The following is a 15,436-nucleotide window of genomic DNA, read 5'->3' as shown; positions in this document are numbered from 1 at the left end:
ATAACCGTTATCTCCCCCGCGCCTCAACGGCAGCCCTCTCCAGCAACCACTCCCTGAACGCCAGCATCGCGCTGGTCTCCCCCCGCGACTGCAAGCGCGTCAGCCAGTAGCTGCCGGTACTCACTTCGGTGGCGAACGGACGCCGGACGCTCTCGCTGGCCAGTTGCCGGGCAAACATCGCCGCCGGCGCCAGGGCCACGCCGACACCCTGGCGGGCCGCCTCGAGCATGGCCAGCGAGGTGTCGAAGACGATGCTCCGGGTCAGTGGCGCGTGCGCCGGCAGTCCGGCCGCCTGGAACCACAGCGGCCACTCGTCGGCGCGGTAGGAGCGCAGCAGGGTGTGCTGCAGCAGGTCGGCGGGACTGTGCAACTGGGCGGCGACCTCCGGGCAGCAGAGCACCGTCAGCGGCGCCTCGAACAACGCCAGCGCCTCGGTGCCGTGCCAGGCGCCGCCGCCGAAGCGGATCGCGTAGTCGAGCCCCTCGGCGGCGATGTCGACGCGGTTGTTGTGGGTGGACAGGCGCAGATCGATGAAGGGATGGCGCGCCTGGAAGTCCGCCAGCCGCGGCAGCAGCCAGCCGACCGTGAAGGTTCCGACCGCGCCGACGGTGAGCACGTCCCGGTAGTGGCCGCCCTCGAAACGTTCCAGCAGGCCGGCGATGCGGTCGAAGGAGTCACACAGCACCGGCAGCAGGCTCTCGCCCTCGTGGGTCAGCATGAGGCCGCGCGGCAGACGCTTGAACAGGGCTACGCCGAGACGCTCCTCGAGGCTCTTCACCTGATGGCTGACCGCCGCCTGGGTCACGCACAGCTCGATGGCCGCGCGGGTGAAGCTCAGGTGCCGGGCCGAGGCTTCGAAGGCGCGCAGGGCGTTCAGCGGCAAATGGGGTCGAACCAATCTCTGCTCCAAATTTTTCTAATGGCTGCCGCGAGTATTCGTCGTTTGCCGCAAATCCTGCGCAAGCCTAGATTTTCCCCGCCCGCCGATCAAGGAGCGCTCCCGGGGCGGTTTCTCATGCAGCCAACGACAAAGGACGCCAATCCTCATGCGCGATACCAGATTCTCCTGCCTGTGCGGCATCGCCGCTTCCACACTGCTGTTCGCCACCACCCCGGCCATTGCCGATGAGGCCCCGGCGGATCGCCTGAAGGCACTGGTCGACGCCGCCGTACAACCGGTGATGAAGGCCAATGACATTCCGGGCCTGGCCGTAGCCATCAGCCTGAAAGGAGAACCGCATTACTTCAGCTATGGGCTGGCCTCGAAAGAGGACGGCCGCCGGGTGACGCCGGAGACCCTGTTCGAGATCGGCTCGGTGAGCAAGACCTTCACCGCCACCCTCGCCGGCTATGCCCTGGCCCAGGACAAGATGCGCCTCGACGACCGCGCCAGCCAGCACTGGCCGGCACTGCAGGGCAGCCGCTTCGACGGCATCAGCCTGCTCGACCTCGCGACCTATACCGCCGGCGGCTTGCCGCTGCAGTTCCCCGACTCGGTGCAGAAGGACCAGGCACAGATCCGCGACTACTACCGCCAGTGGCAGCCGACCTACGCGCCGGGCAGCCAGCGCCTCTATTCCAACCCGAGCATCGGCCTGTTCGGCTATCTCGCCGCGCGCAGCCTGGGCCAGCCGTTCGAACGGCTCATGGAGCAGCAATTGTTCCCGGCACTGGGCCTCGAACAGACCCACCTCGACGTGCCCGAGGCGGCGCTGGCGCAGTACGCCCAGGGCTACGGCAAGGACGACCGCCCGCTACGGGTCGGTCCCGGCCCGCTGGATGCCGAAGGCTACGGGGTGAAGACCAGCGCCGCCGACCTGCTGCGCTTCGTCGATGCCAACCTGCATCCGGAGCGCCTGGACAGGCCCTGGGCGCAGGCGCTCGATGCCACTCATCGCGGTTACTACAAGGTCGGCGACATGACCCAGGGCCTGGGCTGGGAAGCCTACGACTGGCCGATCTCCCTGAAGCGCCTGCAGGCCGGCAACTCGACGCCGATGGCGCTGCAACCACACAGGATCGCCAGGCTGCCCGCGCCACAGGCGCTGGAGGGCCAGCGCCTGCTGAACAAGACCGGCTCCACCAACGGCTTCGGCGCCTACGTGGCGTTCATTCCGGGCCGCGACCTGGGCCTGGTGATCCTGGCCAACCGCAACTATCCCAATGCCGAGCGGGTGAAGATCGCCTACGCCATCCTCAGCGGCCTGGAGCAGCAGGCCAAGGTGCCGCTGAAGCGCTGAGGCGCGCTCGCGAGGGCGACGGAGCGTAGCGGCGCGGGACGCCGGTCCTGGCTATGATGGTGCCATGAGCGCTTCCCCGCCCCTCCGCCAGCCCTGCCCGCCCGGCGCCTGCGTCTGCGAACGCGAGCGCCTGGAGGCGCCCGGCGCGGACCGTCGCATCCTCCTCCTGACCCGCCAGGAAGAGCAGCGCCTGGCCGCTCGCCTGGAAGCCCTGCGCAGCCTGGAAGACCTGGAACACCTGCTGCGGCGCATGGAGGAACAACTGGGCATCCGCCTGCGGATCGCCCCGGCCTTCGGCGAGGTGCGCAGCATGCGCGGCATCCGCATGCGCTTCGAGGAGCAGCCGGGGCTCTGCCGCAAGACCCGCCAGGCGATTCCCGCCGCCATCCGCCGCGGCCTGGAGAAGCGCCCGGAAGTCGCCTACGCCCTGCTCAACGCCCACGACCTGCTGCGCGACGCCTGAAGGCACTGAACGACAGGAAGAGGATGTCGCTCAAGACCTGGGCGGGCTTCAGGAGTATCGGCGGATAACGCCCATGGCGTTATTCGCCCTACAGGCCGCAGCGGATGCAGGCGAGCCCCGGGTCCGCCTGAATTCTTGGCGGGACAGGCCACCGCGCCGGGGTTCAGCTCGCCGACTCCGCCTGCACGTCGCCGAACATCGCCTGCAGGCGGAGCAGGCAGGCATCGCACAGGGTGCGCAGTTCGTCGAGGCGGATGCCGGCGAGGATTTCCATGCCGCGCCGCGGATCGGCGCGGCGCAGGGCCTGCTCCAGCTCGCTGGCACGGCCGGCCAGGGCGCTGGCGCCAACGGTGGACGCGCTGCCCTTGATGGTATGCAGGGTCGCGGCGCTGCCCTGGACATCGCCCTCGCCGAGCTGGCGTTCGAGCTGGGCGAAGAGGTCCTGCATATCCGGAACGAAGCGCCGCAACACCTGGACGATCAGCTCCAGGCTGCCGCCGAAACGCCCGACGATATCGCCCCGCGCCTCGACCAGTTCGCCCGCGTCCGCTGTCGTTGCCGGCGCGCCCCTGTCGCCGCTCCTGCCGAGATGACCGAGCAGACAAAGCACCAGGCGCTCCTTGTCGATCGGCTTCGCCACATGGTCGTTCATGCCCGCCGCCAGGCAGGCTTCGCGGTCGGCCAGCGAGGCGTTGGCGGTCATGGCCAGGATCGGCAGCCCGGCGAAGCGCCCGTCGGCGCGGATTCGCCGGGTCGCCTCGAGACCATCGATATCCGGCATCTGCATGTCCATCAGCACCGCGTCGAACGGCACGCTCGCCTCCAGCACCTGCTGAACGCCCGCCAGCCCACCGTCGGCGAGGGCCACCCGAGCGCCCTCGCTGCTCAACAGCTCGGCGGCGACCTGGCGGTTCAGCGCGTTGTCCTCCACTACCAGCAGACGCACGCCCCGCAACCGCTGGGTGCGCTCCACCGGGCGCGGCGGCGGGTTGGCCGGGGCGCCCTGTTCACCGTGCAGGGCATGCAGCACCGAGTCGGCCAGTTGCTTGGGCGTGACCGGCTTGGTGAGAAAATCGACGAAGGGCGGCGCGCTGTGGTCGCGCGCATCGGCCAGCACCTCGCGGCCATAGGCGGTGATCATGATCACCATGGGCGGCGGCAGGTCGCCCTGCAACTGGCGGATCAGTTGCGCCGCGCTGAGGCCGTCGAGATCGGGCATGCGCCAATCCATCAGCACCACGTCGTAGCGACGGCCTTCGGCCATCGCCGCCTGGACCCGTGCCACCGCCTCGCTGCCGCTGCCGACGCAGTCGGCGCGCCAGCCGAGGGCGCCGACCGTGCGTTTGAGCAGCTCGCCGGCCACCAGGTTGTCGTCCGCCACCAGCAGCCGCAGCGGTTCGCCGGCCCCGGGGCAGGCCGCACGCAGCGGTTGGTCGTGGGCGACGTCGAGGTCCAGGTCGAACCAGAACCGGCTACCGCTGCCCGGCGCGCTCTCGACCCGCAACTCGCCGCCCATCAGGTCGACCAGGCGCTTGCAGATGAACAGGCCGAGGCCGGTGCCGCCGAAGCGTCGCGAGGTGGACGCCTCGGCCTGGGTGAAACCTTCGAAGATGCGCTGCTGCTGTTCCGCGCTGATGCCGATGCCGGTGTCCGCCACCAGCACCCGCAGGCGCACCAGGTGGGCGTCGTGCGCCAGACGCCGCAAGCTCACCAGGACGTGCCCGCGGGCGGTGAACTTCAGTGCGTTGCCGGCCAGGTTGATGAGGATCTGCTGCAGGCGCAGGCGGTCGCCGACCACCGCGCTGGGCAGCTCGGGATCGATGTCGAAGATCACCTCGACGTCCTTGTCGCCCTGGTTGCCGGAGAGCACCACGGCCAGGTCCTGCATCAGCGGCTCCAGCTCGAAGGGGAGCATTTCCAGGACCAGTTTGCCGGCCTCGATCTTCGAGTAGTCGAGGATGTCGTTGAGCAGGCCGAGTAACGAGGTGGCCGCCGAGCTGGCCTTGTCCAGGTAGTCGCGCTGGCGTTCGTTGAGATCGGTCTGCCGGGCCAGTTGCAGCATGCCCAGCACGGCATTCATCGGCGTGCGGATCTCGTGGCTCATGTTCGCCAAGAACGACGACTTCGCCGCGCTGGCGGCGTCCGCCTGCTCCTTGGCCTCGCGCAGGCGCGCCTGCAGTTGCTGGTCGCTGGTGATATCGATATTGATCCCGGTGACCTGCAGCGGGTTGCCGTCGGCGTCGCGCTCGACCTGCGCGCCGGCCTGGATGAAGCGGATGCCGCCGTCGGGCAGCACCACGCGGAAGATCACATCGTAGTTGCCGCGCCCCTCCACCGCCGCGCGCAGGCTGGCCTCGGTGCGCTCGAGGTCTTCCGGATGCAGGCGGCTGCGCCAATGCTCGTAGACCAGGCCGCCGTCGCGCAACGCCAGCGGCTGGCCATACAGCTCGCACATGCGCTCGTTCCACTGCAGGCTGTCGTCGGCCAGGTTCCAGCGCCAGATGCCCAGGCGCGCCACGTCGGCGGCCATTTGCAACTGGTCGCGCGCCGCGGCCATCTCGCGCTCGGCGTTGCGCCATTCGGTGACATCGACGGCGATGCCCAGGTAGCCGTTGATCGCCCCGGCCTCGTCGCGCAGGACGGTAACCGAAAGCGTCACGCTGAGCGGCGAGCCGTCCTTGCGCAGATAGGTCCATTCGCGGGTCTCGGCGCCCTCCTGTTCGGCCCGCGCCACCAGCACGCGGAAACCCTCCTCGCCCAGCTCCTGGCCGCGGGCGAGCAACTCCCGCTCGCTGTGCAGCAGGGTCGGCGAGGCCTTGCCGACCACCTCGTCGGCGCGGTAGCCGAGCATCCGCTCGGCACCGAGATTGAAGCCGCTGATGATGCCGTCGCGGTCGAGGGTGATGATCGACACCTCGGACGCCGCCTGCAGCACGCTGCCGAGCAGTACGTTCAACCGACGCAGTTCGGCGGTACGCTCGGCGATCTGGTGCTCCAGGCCGGTATTGAGTTCGCGGATGCGGGCCTCGGCGGCCTTCTTCGCGGAGATGTCGCGTACGGTCTTCGAGGCGCCGACCACGCCGCCATCCGGACCGAGGATCGGCGAGACGGTCACCGCCACGTCGAGCAGGTGGCCATCCTGGTGCCGGCGCACGGTATCGAAGCTGACCACCTGTTCTTTACGGGCGATGCGGGCGAGGATGTCGAGTTCCTCGTTCTCCTTGGATGGCGGCACCAGCAGGTCCACCACCCGCCGCCCGACCGCCTGCTCCTCGCGGTAGCCGAACAACGCCTCGGCCCCGCGATTCCAGTCGCTGATGACGCCGTCGAGGCCGACGCCGATGATGCCGTCCGCCGAATTGCCGACGATCGCCGCCAGCCGCGCCTGGGTCGCCGCCTCCCGACGCCGGCGCAGGCGGCCGAGGGCGCTGGCGTTGACCAGCGCCGCCAGCAACAGGCTGACTAGGCTGCCGGCCAGGAACAGGATGCGCGGCGAAGGCTGGTGCAGGCGCTGGACGAACAGCGGCAGTGCGCTGAACGCCATCTGCCAGTGCCGACCGTAGATCTCCCGCCGCAGCATGTGGCCGAACAGGCGTTGAGCCGGCGCCGCGGCGCCGTTGACGAAGAAGGGTACGGCAGCGCCGTCGCCGGTGACGTCGCTGAGTTCGAGGTGGATCGCCGCATTGTCGATGGGCAACCCGGCCAGCACCTCGCCGGTCAGCAGCGGCGCATAGCTCCAGCCGAAGCCTTCGAGTTCGCGCTGGGGCCCCGGCGGTGGAGTGATGCCGCTGCGGTAGATCGGCATCAGGATGAGGAACGATTGCTGGCGCAAGCCGCTGGCCTGGACCAGGGTGATCGGCCCCGTCAGGCGCACCTGCCCGGTCTCCAGGGCGGCGCGGGCGGCCTCCCGGCGATTGGCTTCCGAGGCGATGTCCAGGCCCAGCGCCTGGCCGTTGCGCGCCACCGGCTCGATGTACTGGATGACGTAGCGCTCGCCATCGTGCGGAGTCAGTTGCTGGATGCGGAACTCCGGCTGGCCGTCGGCCCGCGCCTGGCGCAGGAACCCGGCCTCGTCGGCGGCCGCCACCCGGCGGATGAAGCCGAAGCCGCGGGCGCCGGGAAACTCGCGATCGATGTCGCGGGTCAGGCTGTAGCGGCGGAACAGTTCGCGGTCGATGTGCGCCTCGCCCGCCGTCAGCAAGGCACCGCGCACCCCACGCAAGCCATACTGGTAGAGTTCCACGCGGCGGGTCACCGCCTCGGCCAGCAGTTCCGCCTCGCGTTCCAGCGCCATCCGCGCCTGTTGCTCGTTGACCAGCGCCAGCCCCCAGGCGCCCAGCCCGGACAGCAGCAGTCCGAGCGCCAGTGTCGCGCCCGCCCAGCGGCTCAGCCTGAACTTGCTCTGTTGTACGTTCACCCGATATTCCGTCCCTGCGCCGGCCCGGCGCGGGGCAATCCCGCACTCCCTGCGCCTTTTCGTCACAGAAGACTAGATCAAGCGGGCGGATTCCTCCGCCGAATCATCCGACCCCAGGTATGACCGCTCACAACGACGTGCTTTTCAGCGCCTCCGCGTAGCGCAGTGCGGCGAACAGGGCGAGCAGCAGGCCGGCCAGCGCCAGCGCGGCGCCGACGTTGCCGATCGAGGCCAGGCCCATGCGTTCGCTGACCACGCTGCCGAGCAGCGCGCCGGCGCCGATGCCGACGTTGTACAGGCCGGAGAACAGCGCCATGGCCACGTCGGTGGCGTCCGAGGCGAGGCGCAGGACGCGGGACTGCTGGGCCAGGCCGAAGCACATGATCGACATGCCCCAGAGCAGGCTGAGCGCCATCAGCCAGGTCGGCTGCGCGGACAGCGGCAACAGCAGCGCCAGGCTGCTGCCCAAGGCGAGGATCGCGGCCAGCAGGAAGCCTCGCGGGAAAGCCTCGCTGTAGCGGCTGAAGAGGATCGAACCGAAGATCCCGGCGCCGCCGAACAACAGCAGCAGCAGGGTGGTCGCCTCGCCGCTCATCTGCGCCACCTGCTTGGCGAAGGGCTCGATGTAGCTGTAGGCGGTGAACTGGGCGCTGATCACCACCACGGTCAGCACGTACAGGCAAACCAGCGCCGGGCGTCGGAACAGCATCGGCAGGCTGCGCAGGGAACCGGAGTTCTGGCTTGGCAGCAGCGGCAGGGAGCGCGCCAGGTAGAGCAGGGTCAGCACCGAGAGTCCGGCGATGGCCATGAAGGTGGTACGCCAGCCCAGGGCCTCGCCGACCACCCGCCCCAGCGGGATGCCCAGGACCATCGCCAGGGTGGTGCCGGTGGCCAGCAGCCCTAGCGCCTTGGCCTGCTGTCCCGGCGGCGCCACGCGCACCGCCAGCGAAGCGGTGATGGCCCAGAACACCGCGTGGGCGAAGGCAATGCCGATCCGGCTGAGCATCAGCACCTGGAAGCTCCAGGCCAGCCCGGACAGCACGTGGCTGGCGATGAACAGCAGGAATACCCCGACCAGCAGCTTGCGCCGCTCGATGTTGCGGGTCAGCAGCATCATCGGCAACGAGGCCAGCGACACCACCCAGGCATAGATGGTCAACATCAGGCCGACCTGCGAGGTGGGCATCTCGAAGCTGTGGCCGATGTCGCTGAGCAGGCCGACCGGGACGAACTCCGTGGTGTTGAAGATGAAGGCGGCCAGGGCCAGGGCGATCACGCTCAGCCAGCTGCCGCTGCGGGTTTCGGAGGTGCTGTCCATGGGGCGTTCGGTTCCGGAGCAGGGGGCGGACGGGCAGGTCCCGCGACCCTCGCCACGCACGACGGAAAACGCCCCGGACGCAAGGGTCCGGGGCGGCGATGTGCGTTGGATGGTCGTTATAGGTATTGGAGGGAACTGCCGAATCCCGCGATTCTACGCCGGGACGCCGTGCGCTGCACGCCCGCCCGGCGCTCCGGCGACCTTCCCGGAGCGATGGGACGGCTCCGGCAGCATCAGGCAGGCCATCGTCTCGCCCCAGGGCGCGAGGCCCTGTTCGACGAAGCCGGCGTCCCGATAAAGCTGGCGGGCCACGTCGTTGTCGACGGCGTAGGCGACCATCAGGCGATCGCTGCGCCGCCTCGTCCGGCGCACGCTGGCGATGATCCGTTGCAGGGCGGCGCGGCCATGCCCCTTGCCCTGGTAGCGGCGGTCGATCATCAGGCGGTAGAGCCAGTAGTGGCCGTCGTCGGCGTCGGGGCCGTAGAGGGCGAAGCCGACCATGCGCCCGCCGTGGTGGATGCCGACCGCGCGGAACCCCGGCAGGAAGCGGCTCTGGGCCAGCGAATAGAGGTTGGAAGCGACGAAGTGCGCCTGGTGGCGGGCGACCTTCAGGTCAATGCAGGTTTCCCAGTCGTCGCGGGTGATGGTTCTGAGTTCGATCATGGATGACAGGCTCTTGGAAAAAGGAGGAAAGAAAGTCGCTAGGTACGCTGCTGGACTGTTCATACGACATGCTTCGTTCCTCCCTTCGACTGGCCGAGCATCCGGCGGAAACGCAACGATATCAGGAGAAGAGTCGATTATCCCAGCCGATGCCGGATTTTTTCGCCCATGGCTAGTGGCAGGATTTCCCCGGTGCCAGGCCGGCGACAGATAAATTCGAGATTTTCCTTGTCAGATCAGTCAGGTTCTCGCTATTACATTTAACCAAGACCCTGGAGCCAAGCCCCAGCGCACGGTTGCCTCGTCGCCCCACTCCGACGGCTGATCGCCCTCTCCCCCGGCACGCAACCTGCCCGGCGCTCCCTTATCCGGATGCGGCGGTTCTTCTACGCCGCCGCGTCCCCTGCATGGAATCGCACATGTCTCATCGCCCTGTGATCAACGCCTCGGTCAGTCCGAAAGGCACGCTGGAAACCCTCTCCCAACGCGAAGTGCAACAACTGAGCGAAACCGCCAACGGCAAGACCTACCAACTGTTCCGCCAGTGCGCCCTGGCGATCCTCAATACCGGCGCCCACAGCGACAACGCCAAGACCATCCTCGACGCCTACAAGGACTTCGAGGTGCGTATCCACCAGCAGGACCGCGGCGTGCGCCTGGAACTGATCAACGCGCCGGCCGACGCCTTCGTCGATGGCGAGATGATCGCCAGCACCCGCGAGATGCTGTTCAGCGCCCTGCGCGACATCGTCTACACCCAGAGCGGGCTGGACAGCCAGCACGTCGACCTGGACAGCTCCCAGGGCCTCACCGACTACGTCTTCCAGCTGCTGCGCAACGCCCGTACGCTGCGCCCCGGCGTCGAGCCGAAGATCGTCGTGTGCTGGGGCGGCCACTCGATCAGCAGCGAGGAATACAAGTACACCAAGAGGGTCGGCCACGAACTCGGCCTGCGCAGCCTGGATGTCTGCACCGGCTGCGGACCGGGGGTGATGAAGGGGCCGATGAAGGGCGCCACCATCAGCCACGCCAAGCAGCGCATCGTCGGCGGCCGCTACCTGGGCCTGACCGAGCCGGGGATCATCGCCGCCGAGGCGCCGAACCCGATCGTCAACGAACTGGTGATCCTGCCGGACATCGAGAAGCGCCTGGAAGCCTTCGTCCGCGTCGGCCACGGGGTCATCATCTTCCCCGGCGGCGCCGGGACCGCGGAGGAGTTCCTCTACCTGCTGGGCATCCTCATGCACCCGGACAACCAGGACCTGCCCTTCCCGGTCATCCTCACCGGTCCCCGCAGCGCCGAAGCCTACCTGCAGCAGCTCCATGAATTCGTCGGGGCGACCCTCGGCCATGCGGCGCAGCGCCACTACCGGATCGTCATCGACGACCCGGCCGAGGTGGCCAAGCAGATGGCCCAGGGCCTGAAGGAAGTGAAGCAGTTCCGCCGCGAGCGCAACGACGCCTTCCACTTCAACTGGATGCTGAAGATCGATGAAAGCTTCCAGCGCCCGTTCGAGCCGACCCACGAGAACATGGCCAGCCTCCAGCTCAGCCGCAGCCTGCCGCCCCACGAGTTGGCGGCCAACCTGCGCCGCGCGTTTTCCGGGATCGTCGCCGGCAACGTCAAGGACAACGGCATCCGCATGATCGAGCAATACGGGCCCTACGAGATCCACGGCGACCCGGCGGTGATGCTGCCGCTGGACCGCCTGCTGCAGGCCTTCGTCAAGCAGCACCGGATGAAGCTGCCCGGCGGCGCGGCCTACGTCCCCTGCTACCGGGTGGTGCAGACCGAGGCGGCCTGAGCGCGCCCGCTCCGGCATCCCTGCGCCGCGCGCGGGGATGCCCATTTATTCCGAGCCGGGCGTACGGCTTCCTGCTACTCTTTTCCGTTCATGCCTCGAATCGCTGGCCCTGACCTCATGTCCCCATCTCCATCGCCAGCCCTCGCCGCACTCCGCGACGCCACCCGTGACCTGCACGCAGAACTGGACCGCCGTTCGCCGTTGGGCGACGACGATCTCGACGACCGCGCCTACCTCGACCATGCCGGACGCATCCTTGGCTGGCTGGAGCCTCTGGAGCGCGCGCTGCGCGACAACCGCAGCGGCTGGCCGGCGGCGCTGCGGGCCGACGCGCGGCTGGTCAAGAGCGCCTGGCTGGAAAGCGACCTGCTGGCCGGCGGCATGAGCCGCGCGCAGGTGGAGGCGCTACCGCGCTGCGCCGACCTGCCGAATGCGACACGGGCCGCGGAGGTCTTCGGGGTGGCCTACGTGATGGAAGGCGCGACGCTGGGCGGCGCGTATCTCTACAAACGACTAGCTCCACGCCTGCCCGGTCTGCCGCTACAGTGGTTGCGGGGCTACGGCCAGGCAACCGGGGTGCGCTGGCAGGAGTTTCTCGAACAGCTCGCCCGGCAGATCGACAGCCCCGAAGCCATCGGCCTTGCGCAGGATGCGGCACAGGCTACATTCCTTTCGTTTCGTCGATGGGTTCTCGACGAAGCCTGACTGCCTGGAGACCAGGCTGGACGATAGATGACGAGCATCACCCCGGTTACCCTGGCGAACTGCGAGGACGAACCCATCCACGTGCCTGGCGCGATCCAGCCGCACGGGGCGCTGATCGCCCTGCGCGCGGACGGCATGGTCCTCGCGGCAAGCGAGAACATCCAGGCGCTACTGGGTTTCGTCGCCTCGCCGGGTTCCTACCTGACGCAGGAGCAGGTGGGGCCGGAGGTCCTGCGCATGCTCGAAGAGGGACTGACCGGCAACGGCCCATGGTCGAACAGCGTCGAGACGCGGATCGGCGAACACCTGTTCGACGTGATCGGCCACAGCTACAAGGAAGTGTTCTACCTGGAGTTCGAGATCCGCACCGCGGACACGCTGTCGATCACCTCCTTCACCCTCAACGCCCAGCGCATCATCGCCCAGGTCCAGTTGCACAACGACACCGCCAGCCTGCTCAGCAACGTCACCGACGAACTGCGCCGGATGACCGGCTACGACCGGGTGATGGCCTACCGTTTCCGTCATGACGACTCCGGCGAGGTGGTCGCCGAGAGCCGTCGCGAAGACCTCGAAAGCTACCTGGGGCAACGCTACCCGGCCTCGGACATCCCGGCCCAGGCGCGTCGCCTGTACATCCAGAACCCGATCAGGCTGATCGCCGACGTGGCCTATACGCCGATGCGCGTGTTTCCCGCGCTGAACCCGGAGACCAACGAATCGTTCGATCTCAGCTACAGCGTGCTGCGCAGCGTTTCGCCGATCCACTGCGAATACCTGACCAACATGGGCGTGCGCGCCTCGATGAGCATCTCCATCGTGGTCGGCGGCAAGCTCTGGGGACTGTTCTCCTGCCATCACATGTCGCCCAAACTGATTCCCTACCCGGTGCGCATGTCGTTCCAGATCTTCTCCCAGGTCTGCAGCGCCATCGTCGAGCGCCTGGAGCAGGGGCGTATCGCCGAACTGCTGCGCGTGTCCACCGAGCGCAGGCTGGCCCTGGCTCGCCGCGCGCGGGACGCCGACGACCTGTTCGGCGCACTGGCCCACCCGGACGATGGCATCGCCGCACTGATTCCCTGCGACGGCGCCCTGGTCATGCTCGGCGGCCGCACCTTGAGCATCCGCGGCGACTTCGAGCGCCAGGCCGGGAATGTCCTGCAACGCCTGCAGCGCGACCCGGAACGGGACATCTACCACACCGACAACTGGCCGCAGCCCAGCGAGGACTCTCCGGACGGCGGCGACTGCTGCGGTGTGCTGGCGATCCGTTTCCACCGCCAGGAATCGGGCTGGATCTTCTGGTTCCGCCACGAGGAAGTGCACCGCATCCGCTGGGGCGGCAAGCCGGAAAAGCTGTTGACCATCGGCCCCTCCGGCCCGCGGCTGACCCCGCGCGGCTCGTTCGAGGCCTGGGAGGAAGTGGTCCGCGGCCACTCCACGCCCTGGAGCGAAACCGACCTGGCGATCGCCGAAAAGCTGCGCCTGGACCTGATGGAACTGTGCCTCAACCATGCGGCCGAGGTCGACCGCATGCGCCAGCGCCTGATCGCGGTGCTCGGCCACGACCTGCGCAACCCGTTGCAGTCGATCTCCATGGCGGCGGCCCTGCTGTCCTCCAGCGACACCCGCACCACCGAACTGCGCCAACACATTTCCGCGTCCAGCAGCCGCATGGAACGGCTGGTCAGCCAGATCCTCGACATGAGCCGCCTGCAATCGGGCATCGGCCTCACCGTGAACCCGGTCGACACCGACGTCTCGCAACTGGTGCAGCAGATCGTCTGCGAAACCGACGTCGCCTATCCCGGCCTGGTGATCGAGATCGCCATCGACCCGCAGGTTCGTGCCGTGGTCGACCCGGACCGCTACGCCCAGGTCGCCGCCAACCTGCTGAGCAACGCCCGTCATCACGGCCTGCCCGGCCGGCCGGTGCTGGTCACCCTGACCCGCCAGGGCGACGAGGTGTGCCTGAGCGTGCTCAACGAAACCAGCGGCCTCTCCGAAGCGCAGCTGGCCAACCTGTTCGAACCGTTCAAGCGCGAGTCGGCGGACAACCAGCGCAACCGCAACGGCCTCGGTATCGGCCTGTACATCTCCCAGGCCATCGCCCAGGCCCACCAGGGGCGTATCGACGTGGACTGCCGCGACGACGTCATCACCTTCTGCCTGCGCCTGCCGGTGCGCCAGGCGGAGACCGGCTCCTCGTCCTGACGACGAGGACCGTGCACAATGCAACGCTTGCAGGTATCTTCGGCAGCCATCGCCGTCTGACAGGATCGCCCCGTTCCATGCCCCGCCTCCGCCTCCGGACCGTCCTCGCCTGCCTCGCCGTGTTCTGCGCGACTCCCGCACTGGCCAGGGTCGAAGTGCATTCGCTGCAACACAAGAGCATGGGGCGGGTGCTGACGGTCCGCGTCTCGGAGGAGATCGCGCCGGGCGACTACGAAACGCTGCTCAAGGGTTTGCGCAACAATCCGGGAACCTACTCGCGCAAGCTGCTCCTGCTGAACAGCATCGGCGGCAGCGTGCCGGAGGCGATCCGCATGGGCCGCCTGCTGCGCGAATCCGGCTTCGACGCGCTGGTGCCGTCGAGCAGCGTCTGCCAGGGCACCTGCGTCTACCTGCTGGCGGCCGGCAAGCGCAAGACCGTACGCGGCTACGTCGGCCTGCACCGTCCCTACTACGCCCACGGCGACTCGCTGCACTCGCGCTCGGCCAACGGCATGCGCTACGACTCCGCCGCCTACTTCCGCGAAATGGATATCCCCAGCACCTTGGTACAGGCCATGCAAAGCACCGATCCCAAACGGATGCGCGTGCTTTCGGCGAAGGAACTGGCGCAGTACCGGCTGAACTGAGCCGGCGACTCTACGGAGCAGTCAAGAAAAGACGCGATGGCGGGTGCCGTCGTACCCCGTTTCCGTGCAAAGACAGGCCGAATCCGCACCGGATCCGAACCGGCCCTACTCTAGAAGAACTCGTCCAATAGCCTGAAGTACGCCAGCCGTTCGCCGTCGATATCACCGCCGTATTCGACGAGGAAGGCCTCGGCCCAGGCCGCGCCGAGTTCGGCCTCGATGTCCCGCGCGGCCAAGGCCAGGTCCTGGTGGCGGTCGGCGACGCCGAGCCGCCCGCAATCGATGAAGCCGCTGAAGCGCCGGCCCTCCGCCAAGAGGTTGGGCAGGCAGGCGTCGCCATGGGCGACCACCAGGTTTTCGACCGCCAGACGCCGGTCGAGGAGCAGGCGGTACAGCTCCGTGGCGCTGCGACCGCGATGGTCGTCGTCGAAGTCCGCCTCGTCCACCAGCCCGGCCTCGACCCGCTGGCGCACGGTGTCCAGGCGCCGTTCCAGGCGATGGTCGAAGGGACAGGCGGCCGGATCGAGATCGTGCAGCCGGCGCAGGGCGGCGGCCACCAGGCGCACCAGGCGCTCGGGCTCCAGCTCGCCGCGCTGCGCCAGCGCGGACAGCGTGTCCCCCGGCACTGCGCTCATCAGCAGCCATTGCCGGCCGTCGCTCTGGGTTTCGTTCAGCACCTGCGGGCAATCGATGCCGGCACCGTGCAGCCAGCGCAGGCGGGCGATTTCGGCGGGCAGCTCGGCATGTGCGGACAGCACTTCCTGCTTGACGAACAGGGTCGGCCGCCGCGCAGCCTCCAGGCGGTGGACCGTGGCCGCGGAACATCCTTCGCCCTGCCCTCGCCAGCGGTAGCCGACAAGGTAGTCGGCCCAGGTTGAGGGAGCCTGCGGCGGCATGGAGGTGGCTGCATCATGCATGGAGAAACGCTTCCTGTTCGAGTGGGAGCGCGAGTATACCCGCCCAC

11 protein-coding genes are annotated in these 15,436 nt (G+C 68.3%); 6 read left to right on the top strand and 5 right to left on the bottom strand.

What is annotated here, in order from left to right:
* Positions 1 to 7: 7 nt before the first annotated feature.
* Positions 8 to 898, bottom strand: a complete 891-nt coding sequence (ampR, locus tag HMPREF2914_RS26730) for a LysR family transcriptional regulator AmpR (RefSeq protein ID WP_003110142.1) — start codon at positions 896 to 898, stop codon at positions 8 to 10.
* A 148-nt stretch (positions 899 to 1,046) separates the two neighbouring features.
* On the opposite strand from ampR, the gene HMPREF2914_RS26725 reads away from it, so the two are divergent.
* Entirely contained in the window at positions 1,047 to 2,240 is a 1,194-nt protein-coding gene (locus tag HMPREF2914_RS26725) for a class C beta-lactamase PDC-37 (protein WP_023092413.1), read from the top strand.
* A gap of 64 nt (positions 2,241 to 2,304) precedes the next feature.
* Positions 2,305 to 2,703 carry a hypothetical protein gene (locus HMPREF2914_RS26720; protein WP_003093424.1) on the top strand — a complete coding sequence of 133 codons (399 nt, stop codon included), beginning with the start codon at positions 2,305 to 2,307 and terminating at the stop codon, positions 2,701 to 2,703.
* Positions 2,704 to 2,866: 163 nt separating this feature from the next.
* Here the strand turns inward: HMPREF2914_RS26720 and HMPREF2914_RS26715 are convergent, their stop codons facing one another.
* The 3 genes from HMPREF2914_RS26715 to HMPREF2914_RS26705 form a co-directional block, all read right to left on the bottom strand.
* Positions 2,867 to 7,120: a PAS domain-containing hybrid sensor histidine kinase/response regulator gene (locus tag HMPREF2914_RS26715; protein WP_023092412.1), complete on the bottom strand. Its 4,254-nt coding sequence runs from the start codon at positions 7,118 to 7,120 to the stop codon at positions 2,867 to 2,869.
* A 127-nt stretch (positions 7,121 to 7,247) separates the two neighbouring features.
* The gene (locus HMPREF2914_RS26710; RefSeq protein WP_003093428.1) at positions 7,248 to 8,438 is read right to left on the bottom strand and encodes a sugar transporter; all 1,191 of its coding nucleotides are present in this window, start codon (positions 8,436 to 8,438) and stop codon (positions 7,248 to 7,250) included.
* A gap of 153 nt (positions 8,439 to 8,591) precedes the next feature.
* Positions 8,592 to 9,101: a GNAT family N-acetyltransferase gene (locus HMPREF2914_RS26705; protein WP_003101282.1), complete on the bottom strand. Its 510-nt coding sequence runs from the start codon at positions 9,099 to 9,101 to the stop codon at positions 8,592 to 8,594.
* Between the two features lie 419 nt (positions 9,102 to 9,520).
* Here HMPREF2914_RS26705 and ppnN point away from each other — a divergent pair, with 419 nt between their 5' ends.
* The 4 genes from ppnN to HMPREF2914_RS26685 all read left to right on the top strand — a co-directional run bounded on the left by ppnN (position 9,521) and on the right by HMPREF2914_RS26685 (position 14,472).
* Positions 9,521 to 10,906 carry a nucleotide 5'-monophosphate nucleosidase PpnN gene (ppnN, locus tag HMPREF2914_RS26700; RefSeq protein ID WP_003093432.1) on the top strand — a complete coding sequence of 462 codons (1,386 nt, stop codon included), beginning with the start codon at positions 9,521 to 9,523 and terminating at the stop codon, positions 10,904 to 10,906.
* A gap of 117 nt (positions 10,907 to 11,023) precedes the next feature.
* Positions 11,024 to 11,611 (top strand): biliverdin-producing heme oxygenase, encoded by a 588-nt coding sequence (locus tag HMPREF2914_RS26695; protein WP_003132314.1) that lies wholly within the window; start codon positions 11,024 to 11,026, stop codon positions 11,609 to 11,611.
* A 27-nt stretch (positions 11,612 to 11,638) separates the two neighbouring features.
* The gene (gene bphP, locus HMPREF2914_RS26690) at positions 11,639 to 13,825 is read left to right on the top strand and encodes a bacteriophytochrome BphP (RefSeq protein WP_003093437.1); all 2,187 of its coding nucleotides are present in this window, start codon (positions 11,639 to 11,641) and stop codon (positions 13,823 to 13,825) included.
* A 77-nt stretch (positions 13,826 to 13,902) separates the two neighbouring features.
* Positions 13,903 to 14,472: a COG3904 family protein gene (locus HMPREF2914_RS26685; RefSeq protein ID WP_003093439.1), complete on the top strand. Its 570-nt coding sequence runs from the start codon at positions 13,903 to 13,905 to the stop codon at positions 14,470 to 14,472.
* A 110-nt stretch (positions 14,473 to 14,582) separates the two neighbouring features.
* On the opposite strand, the gene HMPREF2914_RS26680 is transcribed toward HMPREF2914_RS26685, so the two are convergent.
* A complete protein-coding gene (locus tag HMPREF2914_RS26680; protein WP_023980230.1) occupies positions 14,583 to 15,389 on the bottom strand; it encodes an APH(3')-II family aminoglycoside O-phosphotransferase in 807 nt (268 codons plus the stop codon).
* Positions 15,390 to 15,436 lie beyond the last annotated feature (47 nt).

This window comes from Pseudomonas sp. HMSC067G02, from assembly GCF_001813485.1.
Classification (GTDB): domain Bacteria; phylum Pseudomonadota; class Gammaproteobacteria; order Pseudomonadales; family Pseudomonadaceae; genus Pseudomonas; species Pseudomonas aeruginosa.
The sequence above is the reverse complement of the archived record's forward strand: the minus strand, read 5'-3'. Positions and strand labels throughout refer to the sequence as shown.